Genomic DNA, 14,237 nt, shown 5'->3' on the forward strand with positions numbered 1-14,237 from the left:
CCATGAATGTTTATTCAAATGAAAACGGGAAGCTTGAGAGGCTTTTGACGGGGGTCTTGTGTGTTGCTGGGGATGGAAATGGACCGGACAGACGGGGTTAGGGCGGCTCTTCAAAGCAGCTCAGAGCGCGTGTTCGACAAGGCTGGGTACCCGGCGGGGTCTGGCCTGACGCGCTTGTACCGCCATCACCTGTTAATGCCGGTCTTTGCCGGGGCTGTGGCATTTTGCTTGCCTACGAGTGCGACAGCGCAAACTGTTGTTCCCCCTTCCAATGGCCCCTGTGTCGTGACGGGATCAACCGTTACCTGCATCGGCAATGTGTCTGCCGGTATTGCTGCCAACACGCCCGGAATTGACACGCTCAATGTCAACAACCTCACCCAGAATGTTGCGCCGGCTGCCGGAGTTTCCGGAGTCTCATTCATCAATTCGGCGGTCGATTCCAACCTGTTTGTGAGTGTCAACGCACCGCCCTTCAGCATCATGACCAACGGTGATGATGCCCGCGGCATAGTGGTCGATAATCAAAGAAATGGTGATGTGTTCGTGACAGCCATCACTGATATTTCCACCCAAGGCGACTTCAGCCGCGGAATTGAAGCGATCGTGGATGGGTTTGGCAGCGTATTTGTCGACGCGACCGGGACCATTTCGACGATGGGAGAAGAAGCGAACGGTCTCCATGCCGAGCAGACCGACGAGGATGGCAACGTCTCGGTCATATCGGCGGGAACAATCAGCACAACCGGCGTTGATTCGCGTGGCATTTTTGCCAATCAGCGCGGCGGCGATGGCAATGTGACTGTCTCGACCAACAGCGCGATTTTGACCACTGACCTGCGTGGCAGAGGTATAGAGGCAACACAATCAAGCGGGGACGGCAACATCACTGTCACATCGACAGATACGATTGCCACGCAAGGGCGCGATGCCGTCGCCATTCTGGCATTCCAGTTTGCCGGAGCCGGTGATGTCATCGTGAATGCCGATGGCGATATTTCCACCCAAGGGGACCGCGCGCCGGGAATCAATGCCGCCTTGCAGACCGGAGCCGGACGAGTGATTGTCACAAACCGGGGAGCCATTACCACCCAGGGGGAGAACTCGAACGCAATCAGCGCTACTAATTCGGTCGACGGCATTACACAAGTCACCACCCACGGCGCGATAAACACATTTGGAGAGCGTTCGGAAGGAATAGCGGCAAGCACCTTTGGAGTGGGTGACATTGTCGTTACCAACAATGCCGCCATTCATACCCGTGGCAGGTCATCGGACGCCATAAGCGCCAATCGCAATGGCGGTGACGGACATATTCGCGTTACTGTGAATGACGACATCATCACTGAGGGCGACAGTGCCGAAGGTGTCTCTGTGGGTTCTTCCAGCGGCAGCGGTTTTGACGTTGAGGTCACTACGAATGCAGACATTCGAACCACGGGAGAATTTGCCGAAGGAATTGACGTTTCGAAGATAGTATCGGGCGAAATCAACATTACCACCAACGGGAATGTGACGACTTCAGACGAAAATTCAACCGCAATACGTGCTGATCACTCAGGCAATGAAGGCAACATCAATGTTGCCATAAACGGCGCCATTGCAACCAGCAGCGAAGGATCATCCGGCGTTCGGGCTGTTCAGCAACAGGGCGACGGTGATGTCACGGTTTCGGTTACCGGTTCGGTCATGACCGCGAATGACGATTCTCCGGGTGTGCGAGCCGAGCAGGACGGCGGAGACGGCAATGCGACCATAAACGTTAGCGGCTCCGTGATCACCAATGGCAGGGATTCTCCCGCCTTGCACGCACTGCAGGAGGCTCGGGACGGGGATGTCATCGTGAATGTTTCCGGCGGCACCGTTCGCGCGACCGGCGCCAATTCCCAGGCCATTCTGGCTGAACAGGCCGGCCGCGATGGCAATGTTCTGATCAACACGAATGGCATGGTCGTTTCTTCCGATGGCAACGCAATCGATGCGCTGGTGATCGGCAACGGCACCATCAACATCAATGCGGCGGGATCCGTTAGCGGAACAACCGGCATCGTTGTGCAGAACAGAGCCGCCATGGCGCCGGCAACCATCACCACGTCTGCCACCATCACCGGGACCGCAGGCACAGCCATCGATTTGCGTGGTGACGGTAATGATATTGTTACTCTTCGCGGTGGTGCGGTTATCAACGGCTCGATCGATTTCGGTAACGGCAATGATGGCATGGGCGGCACCAATCCGAATGATATTGACACGCTGAATGTTCTGCCAGGCTTTAACGGGACCGTGAACTTTGCCGACACCCAGGGCGATGATGACCTTCAATCTGCGCCGGAGAACATCCAGCTTTCCGGCGGCGGTGTGCTGATCAATGGTGGCACCACGCTCATTGCCGTCGACAGGACCGGCTTTGATGCCCTGGGCACCTATATCAGCGATTTGGCGGATGGTATTTTCAATGTCTTGGATGGTCCGGCCCCAATTTCCCATGACCATTCGTCGGGTACTGAGTTTGGCTACCGTGCGATTACCGGTGATGGCGCGGCGAAAGACGGAGTTCGTTATTGGGGAACCGGATTTGGCGCAGCCCGTCACGTCGATGCCACGAACAGTATTGCCGGTTTCGGCCATGATTTTGCTGGGATTGCGACCGGAATTGAAGTGGGTGATGCCGAACTGGACGGTGCCTGGGGGCTTTTCGGCGGCTATGCCAACAGCAATATCAGCCTTGGGGCCGGCGCTGGAGGTACGGACATCGAGAGTTTTTTTGGAGGCGTTTACTGGAAACACGATTATGGCACGCACCGCATTCATGCTGCCTTTGTGGCCGGTGCGAGCGACATTGAAACCGTACGAACAGTTAACGGGCGTAAGGCAGGAAGTGAGTATGACGGCTTCTTCTATGCACCGTCTCTTACTCTATCGGCGCCGGTGGATATGCTGGCAGTACCAGCGTTCGTGAGTGGCCGGGCAAGCTATGTCGGCCTTGATCTCGACGGTTATACCGAGTCGGGCATCATGAACCCCTTGACCATTGGTGAGCGGACGGTTTCCGTGGTCAACCTTCGCGGACAGCTTTCCCTTCCACAGGTGAAGGAACATGGCAGCGGCGCCCACACCCACCTTAATTGGTCGCTGGGTGTTGATGCCACGATTGATGCAGGATCGGACAATGTAAACGCTGTCGTTGCTGCTACACCATTCAGCTTCTCGACAGAGACGGTCGAAGACACCTCGATATTTGCCGGCCTGAGTCTCACCCATACAAGTGCCGATGGTGCCCGTTCAATAACGTTTGCCGGTGAGGCACAGTCTGATCTGAATGGCGGCTATCAGGCTAGCGGCGAAGTGCGCGTCACATTCCAGTTCTAGGGTCAGGCCTCATAAACAGGGTCGAAATGGCGTTGAAGTCGCAAGGATATGCAAGGAAAAGACCGCAGGATGGGCTGGTTTCCCATTCAAGGCCTTTGACGCAACAGATCGCAGTGGTTTCATCGTCCAGGGATATGACCGATTTTCCCGGCTGCTTTGTTGCAAGTTATTGAAACCCGAAGGGTTTCTTGCAGGCTTGCGCCAGGGCGATCTCGCGGTCAAACCGCTGCAGGACTATTTCAACTGACCCTTCTTGCTGGTCGCAAAGCAAGGATGGGGGCTGTGCAGACCTTGCTGCCATCATGTGAATGTCCGCAATCGGTTTTACCACCTATGCTGCGAACGCCTCCCGGATCGCCTCGGACATCGCATCACAGATCGGACCCTTTGCTCCGCTCGCCTTCTGCAACACCAGATATGTCGGGGAACCAGCCCCGATGTCCGGCAAAGTGCGCAACACCTCGGCGTCTTCCGATGCACTCAGCAGACCAGCCGCGATCCCGGACTGCACGGCGGCGCGAACCCCCGTTGCGCTCTCACTTGTGAAGACGATCTGATATTGCCGACCAACTTCTTTCAAACTGGACAGGGCAAGGTCACGCCACCAGCAGTCTCGATCAAAGACGGCGATAGGCAGGACTTCCGACGCGGAAACATCACGGTCACGGCTGCACATCCACACAAGGTGGTCCTCTTTGAGAATAGTATCGTCCTTGCCTGGCTCAGCCACTTCATAGACGGCGAGGTCGAGCGCTCCTGACGTGAGTGCGGACGCAAATCCGGCTCCCAGGGCGCAGTGGACCTCCAGTTCAACGTCAGGGTGCAATGCCGCAAAGGATGAAATGATGTTAGCCAGTTTCGACCGGCTGTGATCGTCCGGCATTCCGATCCGCAACTTGCCTTTGAGACCCCCGCCCCGAAGCTCTGACAGGGTTGCGTCGAGAGATTGAACGACGTCTCGCGCCACCGGGTGCAGTTTCTCGCCTGCGATAGTCAGAGACACCCCTCGACCGTGGCGGCGAAAAAGCGGCTGTCCGACGACCTCCTCCAATTGCCTGACCTGAAGGCTGGTCGCGGATTGCGAACGACCGATGCGCTCGGCACCGCCCGTCACGCTTCCTGCCTCCAAAATGGCGAGGAAAGTCCGCAAATGATCGCTATTGAGATGCATCAAGCCATGCGCAATTCCGATAGTTGAAATAGAAACTACTCGTTTCTCAAATACCTGTCGAGACCTTACCTTCTTGTTCCAAAGGACAGGAGAACCCCATGTCGGTTTCAGAAATCGTGCAGATGGCCCGGCCAGGCGCCAGGCATTTCTATATGTTGCTGACGGCAACGCTTATCGCTCTGGCCCTTTGGCGACCGGGCTTGGCGCTGGATACGGCGCAGTTCGTCGTGCTCGGCATGATCCACGTCACGCCACTTGTCATTCCAGGTATCGTGCTTGCCGCCTGGATCACGGCAAGCGGGGGCAGCGATCAGGTGGCAGCAGTGTTTCATGGCCGAACGGTGCAGACTGTTATCGGGGCCACGGTCGTCGGAGCCTTGCTTCCGGTTTGCGGCGTTACTGTCCTGCCGCTGATGGCAGGGCTTCTGGCCGCGAGAGTTCCGCTGGCCCCTGTTATGGCGTTCTGGCTGGCCTCACCCATCACGGGACCGGCGATGCTGTCGGCAACGGTCGCCACCCTTGGGTGGGAGTTTGCCATCGGCAAGGCGTTGGCAGCCATTGGATTGGGCCTGTTTGGCGGGAGTATGACCGCTCTCGCCGCAAGCCGCGACTGGGTCATGTCACCTCTGCGCTCGAACCGGATCGTCGGATCGCTTGGCGGACAATGCGGCGGGTGCGGTGCAGATTCGCCGGGCTTTGATCTGCGCATCTGGCGCGACCAGGACCGCCGAGCCAGGTTCATCCGGGAAAGCTGGTCGATCACACGGCTGATCCTGTTGGTTCTGACACCCGCATTCGCGGCGGAGTATCTGCTGAACGCGTGGTTGGAGCCGAACGCCGTCGCCGCTTATGTTGGCCGTGACAGCGCCTTTGCTGTCCCGCTCGCGGTTGTCGTCGGAGGACCAGCTTACATCGACGGATATGCAGCACTTCCCCTGACCCGCGCATTGCTGGAACACGGCATGTCTTCGGGCGCGGCGATGGCCTTTCTGGTCTCGGGCGGTGTAGTCAGCATCTGGGGCGCAATGGCGATTTTTCCAGTGTTGAAACTGAAGCCGTTTCTGCTCTATCTCGCACTGGCGGCCGTCGGGTCGATGGCTTCGGGATGGGCATTCGGGGCACTCTGCTGACCTGGAGAAGCGGTCGTTCGCTGCACCCCGGCGAATGAACAGGCAGGGCTCTTAACAGCCGCTTGTATCGCCTGTTCAAATCGCCGGCCCGGGCCGCAATTTGCTGCCATCGGTAAAGCGCGAAAACCGAAACCGCGTCATGTCGTGGTCGGTTTCCTTGCCCGCGGCAATCTTCGCCATCGCCTTGCCATAGGCCGGTCCGATGCCGAAGCCGTGCCCGCTCATGCCGGTTGCCAGCATCAGCCCTTCGGTCCCCGGCACCCGGTCGCAGATCGGCACGATATCCGGCATGGCATCGATCATGCCGGCCCAGGTGGCAATCAGACGCGGTTTGCCAAGATTGGGAAACCGGGAAGCAAAAGCCTCGCGCATTTTCTCAAGTTTGCCGGTATTTGGCGCCGGTTCCAGCACCCGGCAGCGCTCGAACGGGCTTTCCTCGTCCTCGTCCCAGTTGCGTGGTGTGCCCCAGCCATCGGGAAAGCCCTTGGGCGCGCGGACATGAAACCGCGTATCGCGCCAGTGCTCGCTTGCCACGGGCAGCCATTTGAGAAAGTGGCGAAAAGCGGACGGCCCGATGTACAGATCATGAAGATCAGGCAGCGAGACCGTATAGCCGCCATCTTCGCGGCGGCGGAAAGCAAGCCTTTCATCCCCGGCACATCCTTCGAAAACGGCCGGCATGGCGGCCGTGGCGCTGACGGTGGAGCGAACGCTCAATTGCGGAATGGCGATGCCATGGCGCTGCAGGAACAGGGACGACCAGGCACCGGCTGCGACCAGAACCTGCTCACAACGCACAATCCCTTCTTCGGTAGCAACGCCCGTAATCCGGTCATTGGTGATGACAAGCGCCCTTGCAGCACAGTTTTCCCGCACCAAAACGCCCTCATCACGGGCAAGTTCGGCAAAAGCCGGCACCGCCTGCCAGGGTTCAGCGCGCCCGTCATCCTCGGTAATGGTGGCGCCGATCCAGCGATGGGCTGTGTGAAGCCCCCCCTGATCAATGCGCTGCGAGACTTCCGCCGCGCTCAAAAGCCGCGTCGTCAACTGATGGCGTTTTGCAACCTCCAGCCAGGCCTCATGCCGGGCAAGTTCTGCTTCGCTGCTTGCAAGATAGACAATGCCGCAGCGCTTGAAACCGGCCCTGCCCTTCACCCTGGCATCCAGTTCCGCCCATAGCCGGCTGGCTTCCTTCATCACCGGCAATTCATCCTCGTCACGCCCGTGCTGACGCACCCAGCCCCAATTGCGCGAGGATTGTTCGCAGGCGATCCGGCCCTTTTCGATCAGCGCCACCGAAAGCCCTTCTGCACGCATGTAAAGCGCGCTGGTAACACCCACCACACCTCCGCCGATAACAACCACATCGACGGCGTCGGGAAGACTGTCAGAAAAACGCACCGGTGTCTTGAGATTGACCGGTCCTTGCGGGTTGCTGGGCATGAAAAACTCGCTTTTTCTGCTTGCATATCCCTGCCCGGCAGCGAAAAAAAGCGTGAAATTGGAAAAGAACGTGTTATATTGACGCAAAGACAGCAAAGCGGCCCTGAGACTGTCGTCTGGGGGTCGTTTTTATTTTTGCCGGTTTCAAGCAGTCAAGTCAGCCTCCCGGTAAACCCTCCGGGCGGCAAGCGAGGAAACATGGAAAAGGTACCGATGACAAAGGCGGGTTATGAGATGCTTCAGGCTGAACTGAAGCGCCGCCAGTCCGAGGAGCGCCCCGCCATCATCGCGGCCATTGCCGAGGCGCGCGCCCATGGCGACCTTTCGGAAAATGCCGAATATCATGCCGCCAAGGAACACCAGAGCCACAATGAAGGCCGCGTCAGCGAGCTTGAGGATCTGCTTTCGCGCGCGGAAATCATCGACATATCCAAGCTTTCCGGCAAGACGATCAAGTTCGGCGCCACCGTCAAGCTCGTCGATGAGGAAACGGATGAGGAAAAGACCTACCAGATCGTCGGCGAACAGGAAGCCGATGTGAAGGCAGGCAAGATTTCCATCACCTCGCCGATCGCCCGTGCGATGATCGGCAAGAGCGAAGGCGATTCGATTGAGGTTGCCGCTCCGGGCGGAGCACGCGATTACGAGATCCTGTCGGTAAAATTCGTCTGATCCGGCCTAGGCCGGCGTCCAGTCTTTCTCGTCCTTGTCGAGCCAGAACTCGCGAAGCCAGCGGGCAGGCCGCGTGCGGTAGCGCAGCTTGGGACAGTCGCCCACCAGCGCCTCTTCCATCTTCGGCGTGCCGTGGAAGCACATGACCCGGCAGGACTTGGGCAGTGCCGGCTTGATCAGGAAGTTCAGCGGAAACAGGGGTATGGCCTGACGCTTGAAGCTGCAGATCCAGCCGTCGGGGAAATACTCCAGATCGCCATGCCTGATCGCCGTCATGGAGGTGTAGCGTTGTTCACCCTTATAGGCGATGGAGCCTTCCAGGTCGGCAGCGAAATCATCGTACAGGTAATGATGCAGCCCCGGATCGAGCCGGATTACCGAACCATGGCCACCGGGATTGCCGCGGCGTTTTTCAAGCCAGTCGCGGCCCATGCAAACCTTTCCCGGCGCATAATCGAATAGCGGCCCAAGCGGCCCGGTAACGACGACGTCGAGGTCCATCTGCAGACAGGGACCCGACAGATTGCCCTCACCCTCACGGAAGATGGTGAGTTTGCGCCAGGCGCCACGGCGCTTGCCAGTCGTCATTGCCTTGACCATCTCGTCCTCGAAGGGGACGTTCGGAAGCGGCTGTATCTCAACCTCGCTGCGGATATCCGCCGCATCCTCGGTAAAGCAGACGAAGCGGAATGGCCGGTCCATATGCCGCTCAACACCGGCATAGAGCCGGTTGACGTAATAGGCGGGAAACTTGTCGCCCCATTTGATGCAGGTGATGGTGGCCGGAGGCATTGCCGCCGCTGCTTTACGTGCCGCCGCCGCGCCGGACCTGATTTTTCTTCCCGCAGGAGCGCTGTTGCTTGGTTTTCCGGCCATTTATCCAATGTAACTCAATTACAGTCTTCACAGGCAGCCTGATAGCACCCACAAGCCGCACGGCAAGTCCAAATCGCCAGCACACCGCAAGTATGCCTTCACCTGTTACCGAATCCACACAAGAAAAACATCATTTCAGGGGATTGCCCGAGTTTCCGGGCTTTACCGGGGAAACGAGAGGCGCTCCACGAGACGTGTTCATGCTCTGCCGGCATCCTGCGCATAACGCACCGCAAGGCGGCTTAAAACCGGCAACAGGACTGGTAATTTGCTGTCACATACAACACATACAAGGTGAAAACCCCCACCGGACCGCCTGACAAACAGGCGGACAGGCAGTATAGCTTTACTTGGGATTCCTCCATTTTGCGTTATTCAAAGAGCAGATAATGTCAGAAAAAGATACCAATCCAGCCCATTCAAAAGTCATCGTCATCGGATCCGGCCCTGCCGGTTATACCGCGGCAATCTATGCTGCGCGCGCGCTCCTGGAGCCGGTCCTGATTGCCGGCCTCGAACAGGGCGGCCAGTTGATGATCACCACCGAGGTCGAAAACTATCCAGGATACGCCGATCCCGTTCAGGGGCCGTGGATGATGGACCAGATGCGCCAACAGGCGGAAAACGTCGGCGCGACGATTGTCAACGATCACGTCATGAAGGCCGATCTTTCGGTTCGCCCGTTCCGTCTGGAGGGGGATTCGGGGAAGACCTATACCTGCGATGCGCTGATCATTGCTACCGGGGCAAAGGCCAAGTGGCTTGGCCTGCCGAGCGAACAGAAATTCATGGGCTTTGGCGTGTCGGCCTGCGCAACCTGCGACGGGTTCTTTTATCGCGGCAAGCACGTGCTGGTGGTCGGCGGCGGCAATTCGGCCGTGGAAGAAGCGCTCTATCTTTCCAATCTTGCCTCCAAGGTGACGCTGGTACACCGGCGGGATGAACTGCGGGCCGAAAAAATTCTCCAGCAGCGCCTGTTTGCAAAGGAAAACGTCGAATTCATGTGGAACCATGAGCTTGCGGAAATCACCGGCAATGAAGGTGTGCCGCCTGCCGTTACCGGCGCCCGCCTCAAGCACAGCCAGAGCGGAGAGATCACTGAAGTGTCTGCCGACGGCGTGTTCGTTGCCATCGGCCATGCCCCCCAAACCGAACTGTTCGAGGGACAGTTGAAGAAAAAACCCTCCGGTTACCTGTGGACGGCCCCCGATTCCACGGCAACTGAAGTTCCCGGCGTCTATGCTGCCGGCGACATCACCGATGAGGTTTACCGCCAGGCGGTTACGGCGGCCGGTCTGGGTTGCATGGCAGCCCTTGAGGCCGAGCGTTATCTGACCGCCCGCGAAAGCGTGGCCGAAGCCGCCGAATAAGCCCTGCAACGGGGTGTCACGCCTGTACGCCACGCCTGTACGCCACGCCTGTACGATTGACGATGGGATGCTGTCATGGACTGGGACAAGTTGCGCATTTTTCACAGCGTCGCCGACGCCGGCAGCTTTACCCATGCCGCCAATCAGCTCAATCTCAGCCAATCGGCCATTTCCCGCCAGGTAAGCGCCCTTGAGGCTGATCTCGGCGTACCGCTTTTCGCCCGCCATGCCCGCGGTCTCGTGCTGACCGAGCAGGGAGAAACGCTGTATCACACCGTCCATGATGTGCTGTTGAAACTGCAGCGCACGGTCAATTCGCTGACCGAATCGACGGAAAACCCTGCGGGCAAGCTGCGCATCACCACAACCGTGGGCCTTGGAACCAGCTGGCTGACATCGCGTATCCATGAATTTCTGGATCATTATCCGGAGGTACAGGTTGAGTTGAACCTGCTCAATGAGGAGCTCGATCTGGCGACAAGACAGGCAGACTGCGCCATCCGGCTTCGCCAGCCCAGCCAGGCCGACATCATCCAGCGCAAGCTGTTCACGGTGCATTTCCACATCTACGCTTCGCCCGGATATCTAAAACGCTACGGCCAGCCGGCCAGTGTGGAGGATCTGGACAACCACCGGATTCTCGCCTTTGGCGAAAACGCCCCACCCTATCTGGCCGACATGAACTGGCTCAAAACGGTCGGGCGTCCGGAAAACAATCCGCGCCTTCCCGTTTTCGAGGTCAACAACATCATTGCCCTTCGCAAGATCACCGAATCGGGCGCCGGCATTGCCGTTCTGCCCGACTATGTGGTGGAGGAAAGCCACACCGTCGTCCCCTTGCTGCAAAGCGCCGATGTGCCCAGCTTCGATACTTATTTTTGCTATCCCCAGTCTATGCGCGGTTCTGCAAAGCTGACGGCCTTCCGTGACTTTCTGATCTCAAAGGCCCGGCACTGGGAATTCTGAAACCTGTCCCGGCTTGTCTGTTCCCTTTCTCTTCTCTAACGTCCGGTAAGGAGAGACGGTCAGGGAGAGAGGCGATGCGGCAGCAAATCCATTCCGGCGGATATCCGGCAAGAATCCGGCAGACAATTCGACAACTGCTGCTTGTTCCACTGCTGCTGGTATGCCTGACGGCAAGCGCGTCCGCGCAACTCAGCATCCAGATTGGCGGCAGCGAAGCAGAATTCAGGCAGTGGCTCGCCCGCGAAGGTTATGACCGTATCGATACCCGCAAGATCGGACTTTCCAACTCTTCCTTTCACGCCTGCAAAAACGGCAAACGCTATCGCGTCAAATTCGAATGGACAGGAAAGGTCGACCGCAAGGTAATTGGCAGTTGCCGCAGCGTGCTTGATGAAGCTGCGGTCCGCAAGCAATTGCGGCAGGCTGGCTACCGCCGCATCACCATCGAGGACCGGGCCGGGAAATTCCTTGCCATCGGCTGCCGGGACGATCAGCGGTACCGCGTTGAAGTAAACTATTATGGCGATATTGGCCGCGAACGCCGTATTGGCGATTGCCATGATGCGCTGTCCCCTCAGGACGTGACCGCAAGGCTGGAAGAACAGGGCTATGACCGCGTTAACTTCACCGATCGCCAGTTGCCGAAATATGTGGCGGAAGCCTGTTCCGGCCGCAATCGCATGGAACTGGTGATCAACCGCTTCGGCGAAATCGCGTCTTCCAGACGCATCGGTGCCTGCCGCACCGGAATTGATCCCGATGAAATCACCAGCCGGTTGCGCGAGGACGGTTTCGTCGACATCGTCATCATCGACGGCAATCTCCCGCGCTATGTTGCAAGCGCCTGCAAGGAAGACAGGCGCTTTGAGATCACCCTCAATCGTTGGGGTGAGATCACCGATCGCGTCCGCACCGGCCGTTGCAGGACCGAGTTTACAGCTGCCGAAGTGGAACAAACCATGCAGGACGGCGGTTTTTCCAACATCACGGTCATTGAAAAAGGCAACCGCTTCATTACCCGTGGCTGCAGGGACAACCGCCATCACCACATTGTGCTGGCGCGCAGCGGCAAGCTTGTAGAACGCCGTGAACTGGGCCGCTGCAATGGTCTTGAAGTCGGCAAGCTCGGTGACATCCTGCGCAAGCGCGGCTTTTCCCGCCTGCAGTTTTCCGTTGAGGGCTGTGAGGACAGAAACCGAGTGCGCATCCATTTCGACGAATTCGCCAACCGGATGTCAAAGGAAACCGTCGGCAAGTGTGACGACTAGAGCGTGTCATGATGCTCAGCTATCTGCGTGATCATTGGCAGGGGCGCCAGTCACTGGCTTGGAGCTTCTGGGTCAATCTGATCGCGCTTCGGGCGGCACTGTTCGCCTTGCAGCATTTGGTTACGCCGGAAAAAGGCAGCGATCACAGCGAGCACGCTGCGCTGGTTCTCACCGTGTCTTTTTTGGTCAACGGCCCGTTGCTGATCTGGCAGATTGTCGGTGTCGTGCGGGCCTGTGATCAGTTCTACCGGCAAACCGGCTCCCAGGCACTGGTCTGGGGCGCGCAAATATCCATGGTGCTGCTGTTTTTCCTGACCGCCACCTATGCGCTGCAGTCCTGGCAGTTCACCCTGAAAGTTCCAGAAGAGGAGAATTTCCTTACCCGCATGGATCGCGAGCATGCCGAGCGCTACAGCCTTACCGTCGAAGGCAGTACCCTGCTTCTTTCCGGTTCGATAGAGCTTGGGGCAACCCGGCGCGTGGGTGCACTCTTGAATCAGGATGCCGCCATCAAACAGGTGGTTCTGGAAAGCGATGGCGGAAACATCTACGAGGGCCGCGGACTTGCCGGCTTGTTTGCCGCAAGAGGCCTGGCCACCCATGTTGAAACCAGATGCAGCTCAGCATGCACGATTGCCTTTTCAGGCGGTACGCGCCGAAGCATATCCCGAAACGGCAGGCTGGGCTTTCATCAATACAAGGTGGATGCCGACTACGACATCCTCGTTACCAATCCCCAAAAGGAACAGGAGCGCGACCTGAAGCGCTTCCGCGAAGCAGGCTTCAGCGATGCCTTTCTTGAACGGATCTTTGCCAGCCGCCCCCAGGAAATGTGGTTTCCCGCTGCCGCCGAATTACTGCAGGCGGGCGTGGTGCATCATATCGGCAGCGCGGCTGATAGCGAATAGTCGACTGCAGACACCAACCGGGACAGCGATTTTTGAGTTTGAGTTTAGTAGAATATCTTCTCGCTCTTGCCGATCTCGTCATAAAGGCCGGCAACCTGCTCGCCATATCCGTTGTAGATTAGCGTCGGCACCCGATCGCCGGTATGCAGCACGCGCTCCGTTGCCTGGCTCCATCGTGGATGAGGCACATCCGGATTGACATTGGCCCAGAAGCCATACTCGGTTGGCGCAAGCTGTTCCCAAAAACTGACCGGCCGTTCGGCGGTAAAGGTGATCCTGCGGATCGACTTGATCGATTTGAAGCCGTATTTCCACGGCAGCGCGAGACGCAGCGGCGCACCGAACTGCTTGGCAAGCGGCTTGCCATATGCGCCGGTGACCATAAAGGCGAGATCGTTCGCTGCTTCTTCCATCGTCATCCCTTCCACATAGGGCCAGGGATACCAGAACTGCGACTGGCCGGAGGCCATCTCCTTGTCGTGAAAGGTCTCGAAGCGCACATACTTTGCTTTGGATGTCGGCTGCGAATAGTCGAGCAGCGCTTTCATCGCAAAACCCGACCAGGGAATCGTCATTGACCACGCCTCCACACACCGGTGGCGGTACAGCCGCTCCTCCAGCGGCATTGCCTTTAGCAGGTCGTCGATGGCAACTGTCTTCTCCTCCTCCACCGCGCCGTCGATGCGCACTTCCCACGGCCTTGTCTTCAGCGCCTGGGCTGCTTTGTGGATTTCCTTGTGGGAACCGAATTCGTAGAAATTGTTGTAGCGCAGATTGACCTCTTCCGGCGTAAGTTCGCGGTCGAGCTCATAGGCTTCATTGCGGGGTACCGGGTAAAGGCTGGCGGAAGGATCTTCTTGTGCGGCCCTGGACAGCGACGGCAAAAGCAATCCGCCTGACAAACTGCCAGCCGCGCCGATCCCCATCGCCATCAGTATCTGCCGGCGATTCAAGAATATTTCTTCCGGCGTCGCCTCGGCTTCGCCGATATGCCAGTCCGGTTTCTTCTGAAAATGCATGTCCGTCGCCTCCCGCGGGCAATTTAACCCATGGAGCAGGACGGC

At 58.2% G+C, this 14,237-nt stretch carries 11 protein-coding genes; 7 read left to right on the forward strand and 4 right to left on the reverse strand.

The window, feature by feature from the left end:
* Positions 1-285: 285 nt before the first annotated feature.
* On the forward strand, positions 286-3,369 hold the full coding sequence (locus BVL55_RS11340; protein ID WP_075996988.1) for an autotransporter domain-containing protein: 3,084 nt from the start codon (positions 286-288) through the stop codon (positions 3,367-3,369).
* A gap of 331 nt (positions 3,370-3,700) precedes the next feature.
* On the opposite strand, the gene BVL55_RS11345 is transcribed toward BVL55_RS11340, so the two are convergent.
* The gene (locus BVL55_RS11345; protein WP_244530648.1) at positions 3,701-4,540 is read right to left on the reverse strand and encodes a LysR family transcriptional regulator; all 840 of its coding nucleotides are present in this window, start codon (positions 4,538-4,540) and stop codon (positions 3,701-3,703) included.
* 98 nt (positions 4,541-4,638) lie between these two features.
* Between BVL55_RS11345 and BVL55_RS11350 the strand changes: the two genes are divergently transcribed.
* Positions 4,639-5,670, forward strand: coding sequence for a permease (locus BVL55_RS11350; RefSeq protein WP_075996990.1), 1,032 nt, complete (start codon positions 4,639-4,641; stop codon positions 5,668-5,670).
* 75 nt (positions 5,671-5,745) lie between these two features.
* Here BVL55_RS11350 and BVL55_RS11355 read toward each other — a convergent pair whose 3' ends face one another.
* Positions 5,746-7,113 (reverse strand): NAD(P)/FAD-dependent oxidoreductase, encoded by a 1,368-nt coding sequence (locus BVL55_RS11355; protein ID WP_075998104.1) that lies wholly within the window; start codon positions 7,111-7,113, stop codon positions 5,746-5,748.
* Between the two features lie 198 nt (positions 7,114-7,311).
* Between BVL55_RS11355 and greA the strand changes: the two genes are divergently transcribed.
* Entirely contained in the window at positions 7,312-7,785 is a 474-nt protein-coding gene (greA, locus tag BVL55_RS11360; protein ID WP_075996991.1) for a transcription elongation factor GreA, read from the forward strand.
* A gap of 6 nt (positions 7,786-7,791) precedes the next feature.
* Here the strand turns inward: greA and BVL55_RS11365 are convergent, their stop codons facing one another.
* On the reverse strand, positions 7,792-8,577 hold the full coding sequence (locus BVL55_RS11365; protein ID WP_075996992.1) for a hypothetical protein: 786 nt from the start codon (positions 8,575-8,577) through the stop codon (positions 7,792-7,794).
* A gap of 473 nt (positions 8,578-9,050) precedes the next feature.
* On the opposite strand from BVL55_RS11365, the gene trxB reads away from it, so the two are divergent.
* From trxB to BVL55_RS11385, 4 genes are all read left to right on the forward strand, one after another.
* Positions 9,051-10,031 carry a thioredoxin-disulfide reductase gene (gene trxB / locus BVL55_RS11370; RefSeq protein WP_075996993.1) on the forward strand — a complete coding sequence of 327 codons (981 nt, stop codon included), beginning with the start codon at positions 9,051-9,053 and terminating at the stop codon, positions 10,029-10,031.
* Between the two features lie 75 nt (positions 10,032-10,106).
* Positions 10,107-10,997 carry a LysR family transcriptional regulator gene (locus BVL55_RS11375; protein ID WP_075996994.1) on the forward strand — a complete coding sequence of 297 codons (891 nt, stop codon included), beginning with the start codon at positions 10,107-10,109 and terminating at the stop codon, positions 10,995-10,997.
* A gap of 74 nt (positions 10,998-11,071) precedes the next feature.
* Positions 11,072-12,265: a hypothetical protein gene (locus BVL55_RS11380; RefSeq protein ID WP_075996995.1), complete on the forward strand. Its 1,194-nt coding sequence runs from the start codon at positions 11,072-11,074 to the stop codon at positions 12,263-12,265.
* A gap of 8 nt (positions 12,266-12,273) precedes the next feature.
* Complete coding sequence (locus tag BVL55_RS11385; protein ID WP_075996996.1) at positions 12,274-13,173, forward strand: COG3904 family protein; 900 nt, start codon at positions 12,274-12,276, stop codon at positions 13,171-13,173.
* Between the two features lie 44 nt (positions 13,174-13,217).
* Here BVL55_RS11385 and msrP read toward each other — a convergent pair whose 3' ends face one another.
* Positions 13,218-14,192 (reverse strand): protein-methionine-sulfoxide reductase catalytic subunit MsrP, encoded by a 975-nt coding sequence (gene msrP / locus BVL55_RS11390; protein ID WP_075996997.1) that lies wholly within the window; start codon positions 14,190-14,192, stop codon positions 13,218-13,220.
* Positions 14,193-14,237: the final 45 nt, after the last annotated feature.

The organism is Salaquimonas pukyongi (assembly GCF_001953055.1).
GTDB lineage: Bacteria > Pseudomonadota > Alphaproteobacteria > Rhizobiales > Rhizobiaceae > Salaquimonas > Salaquimonas pukyongi.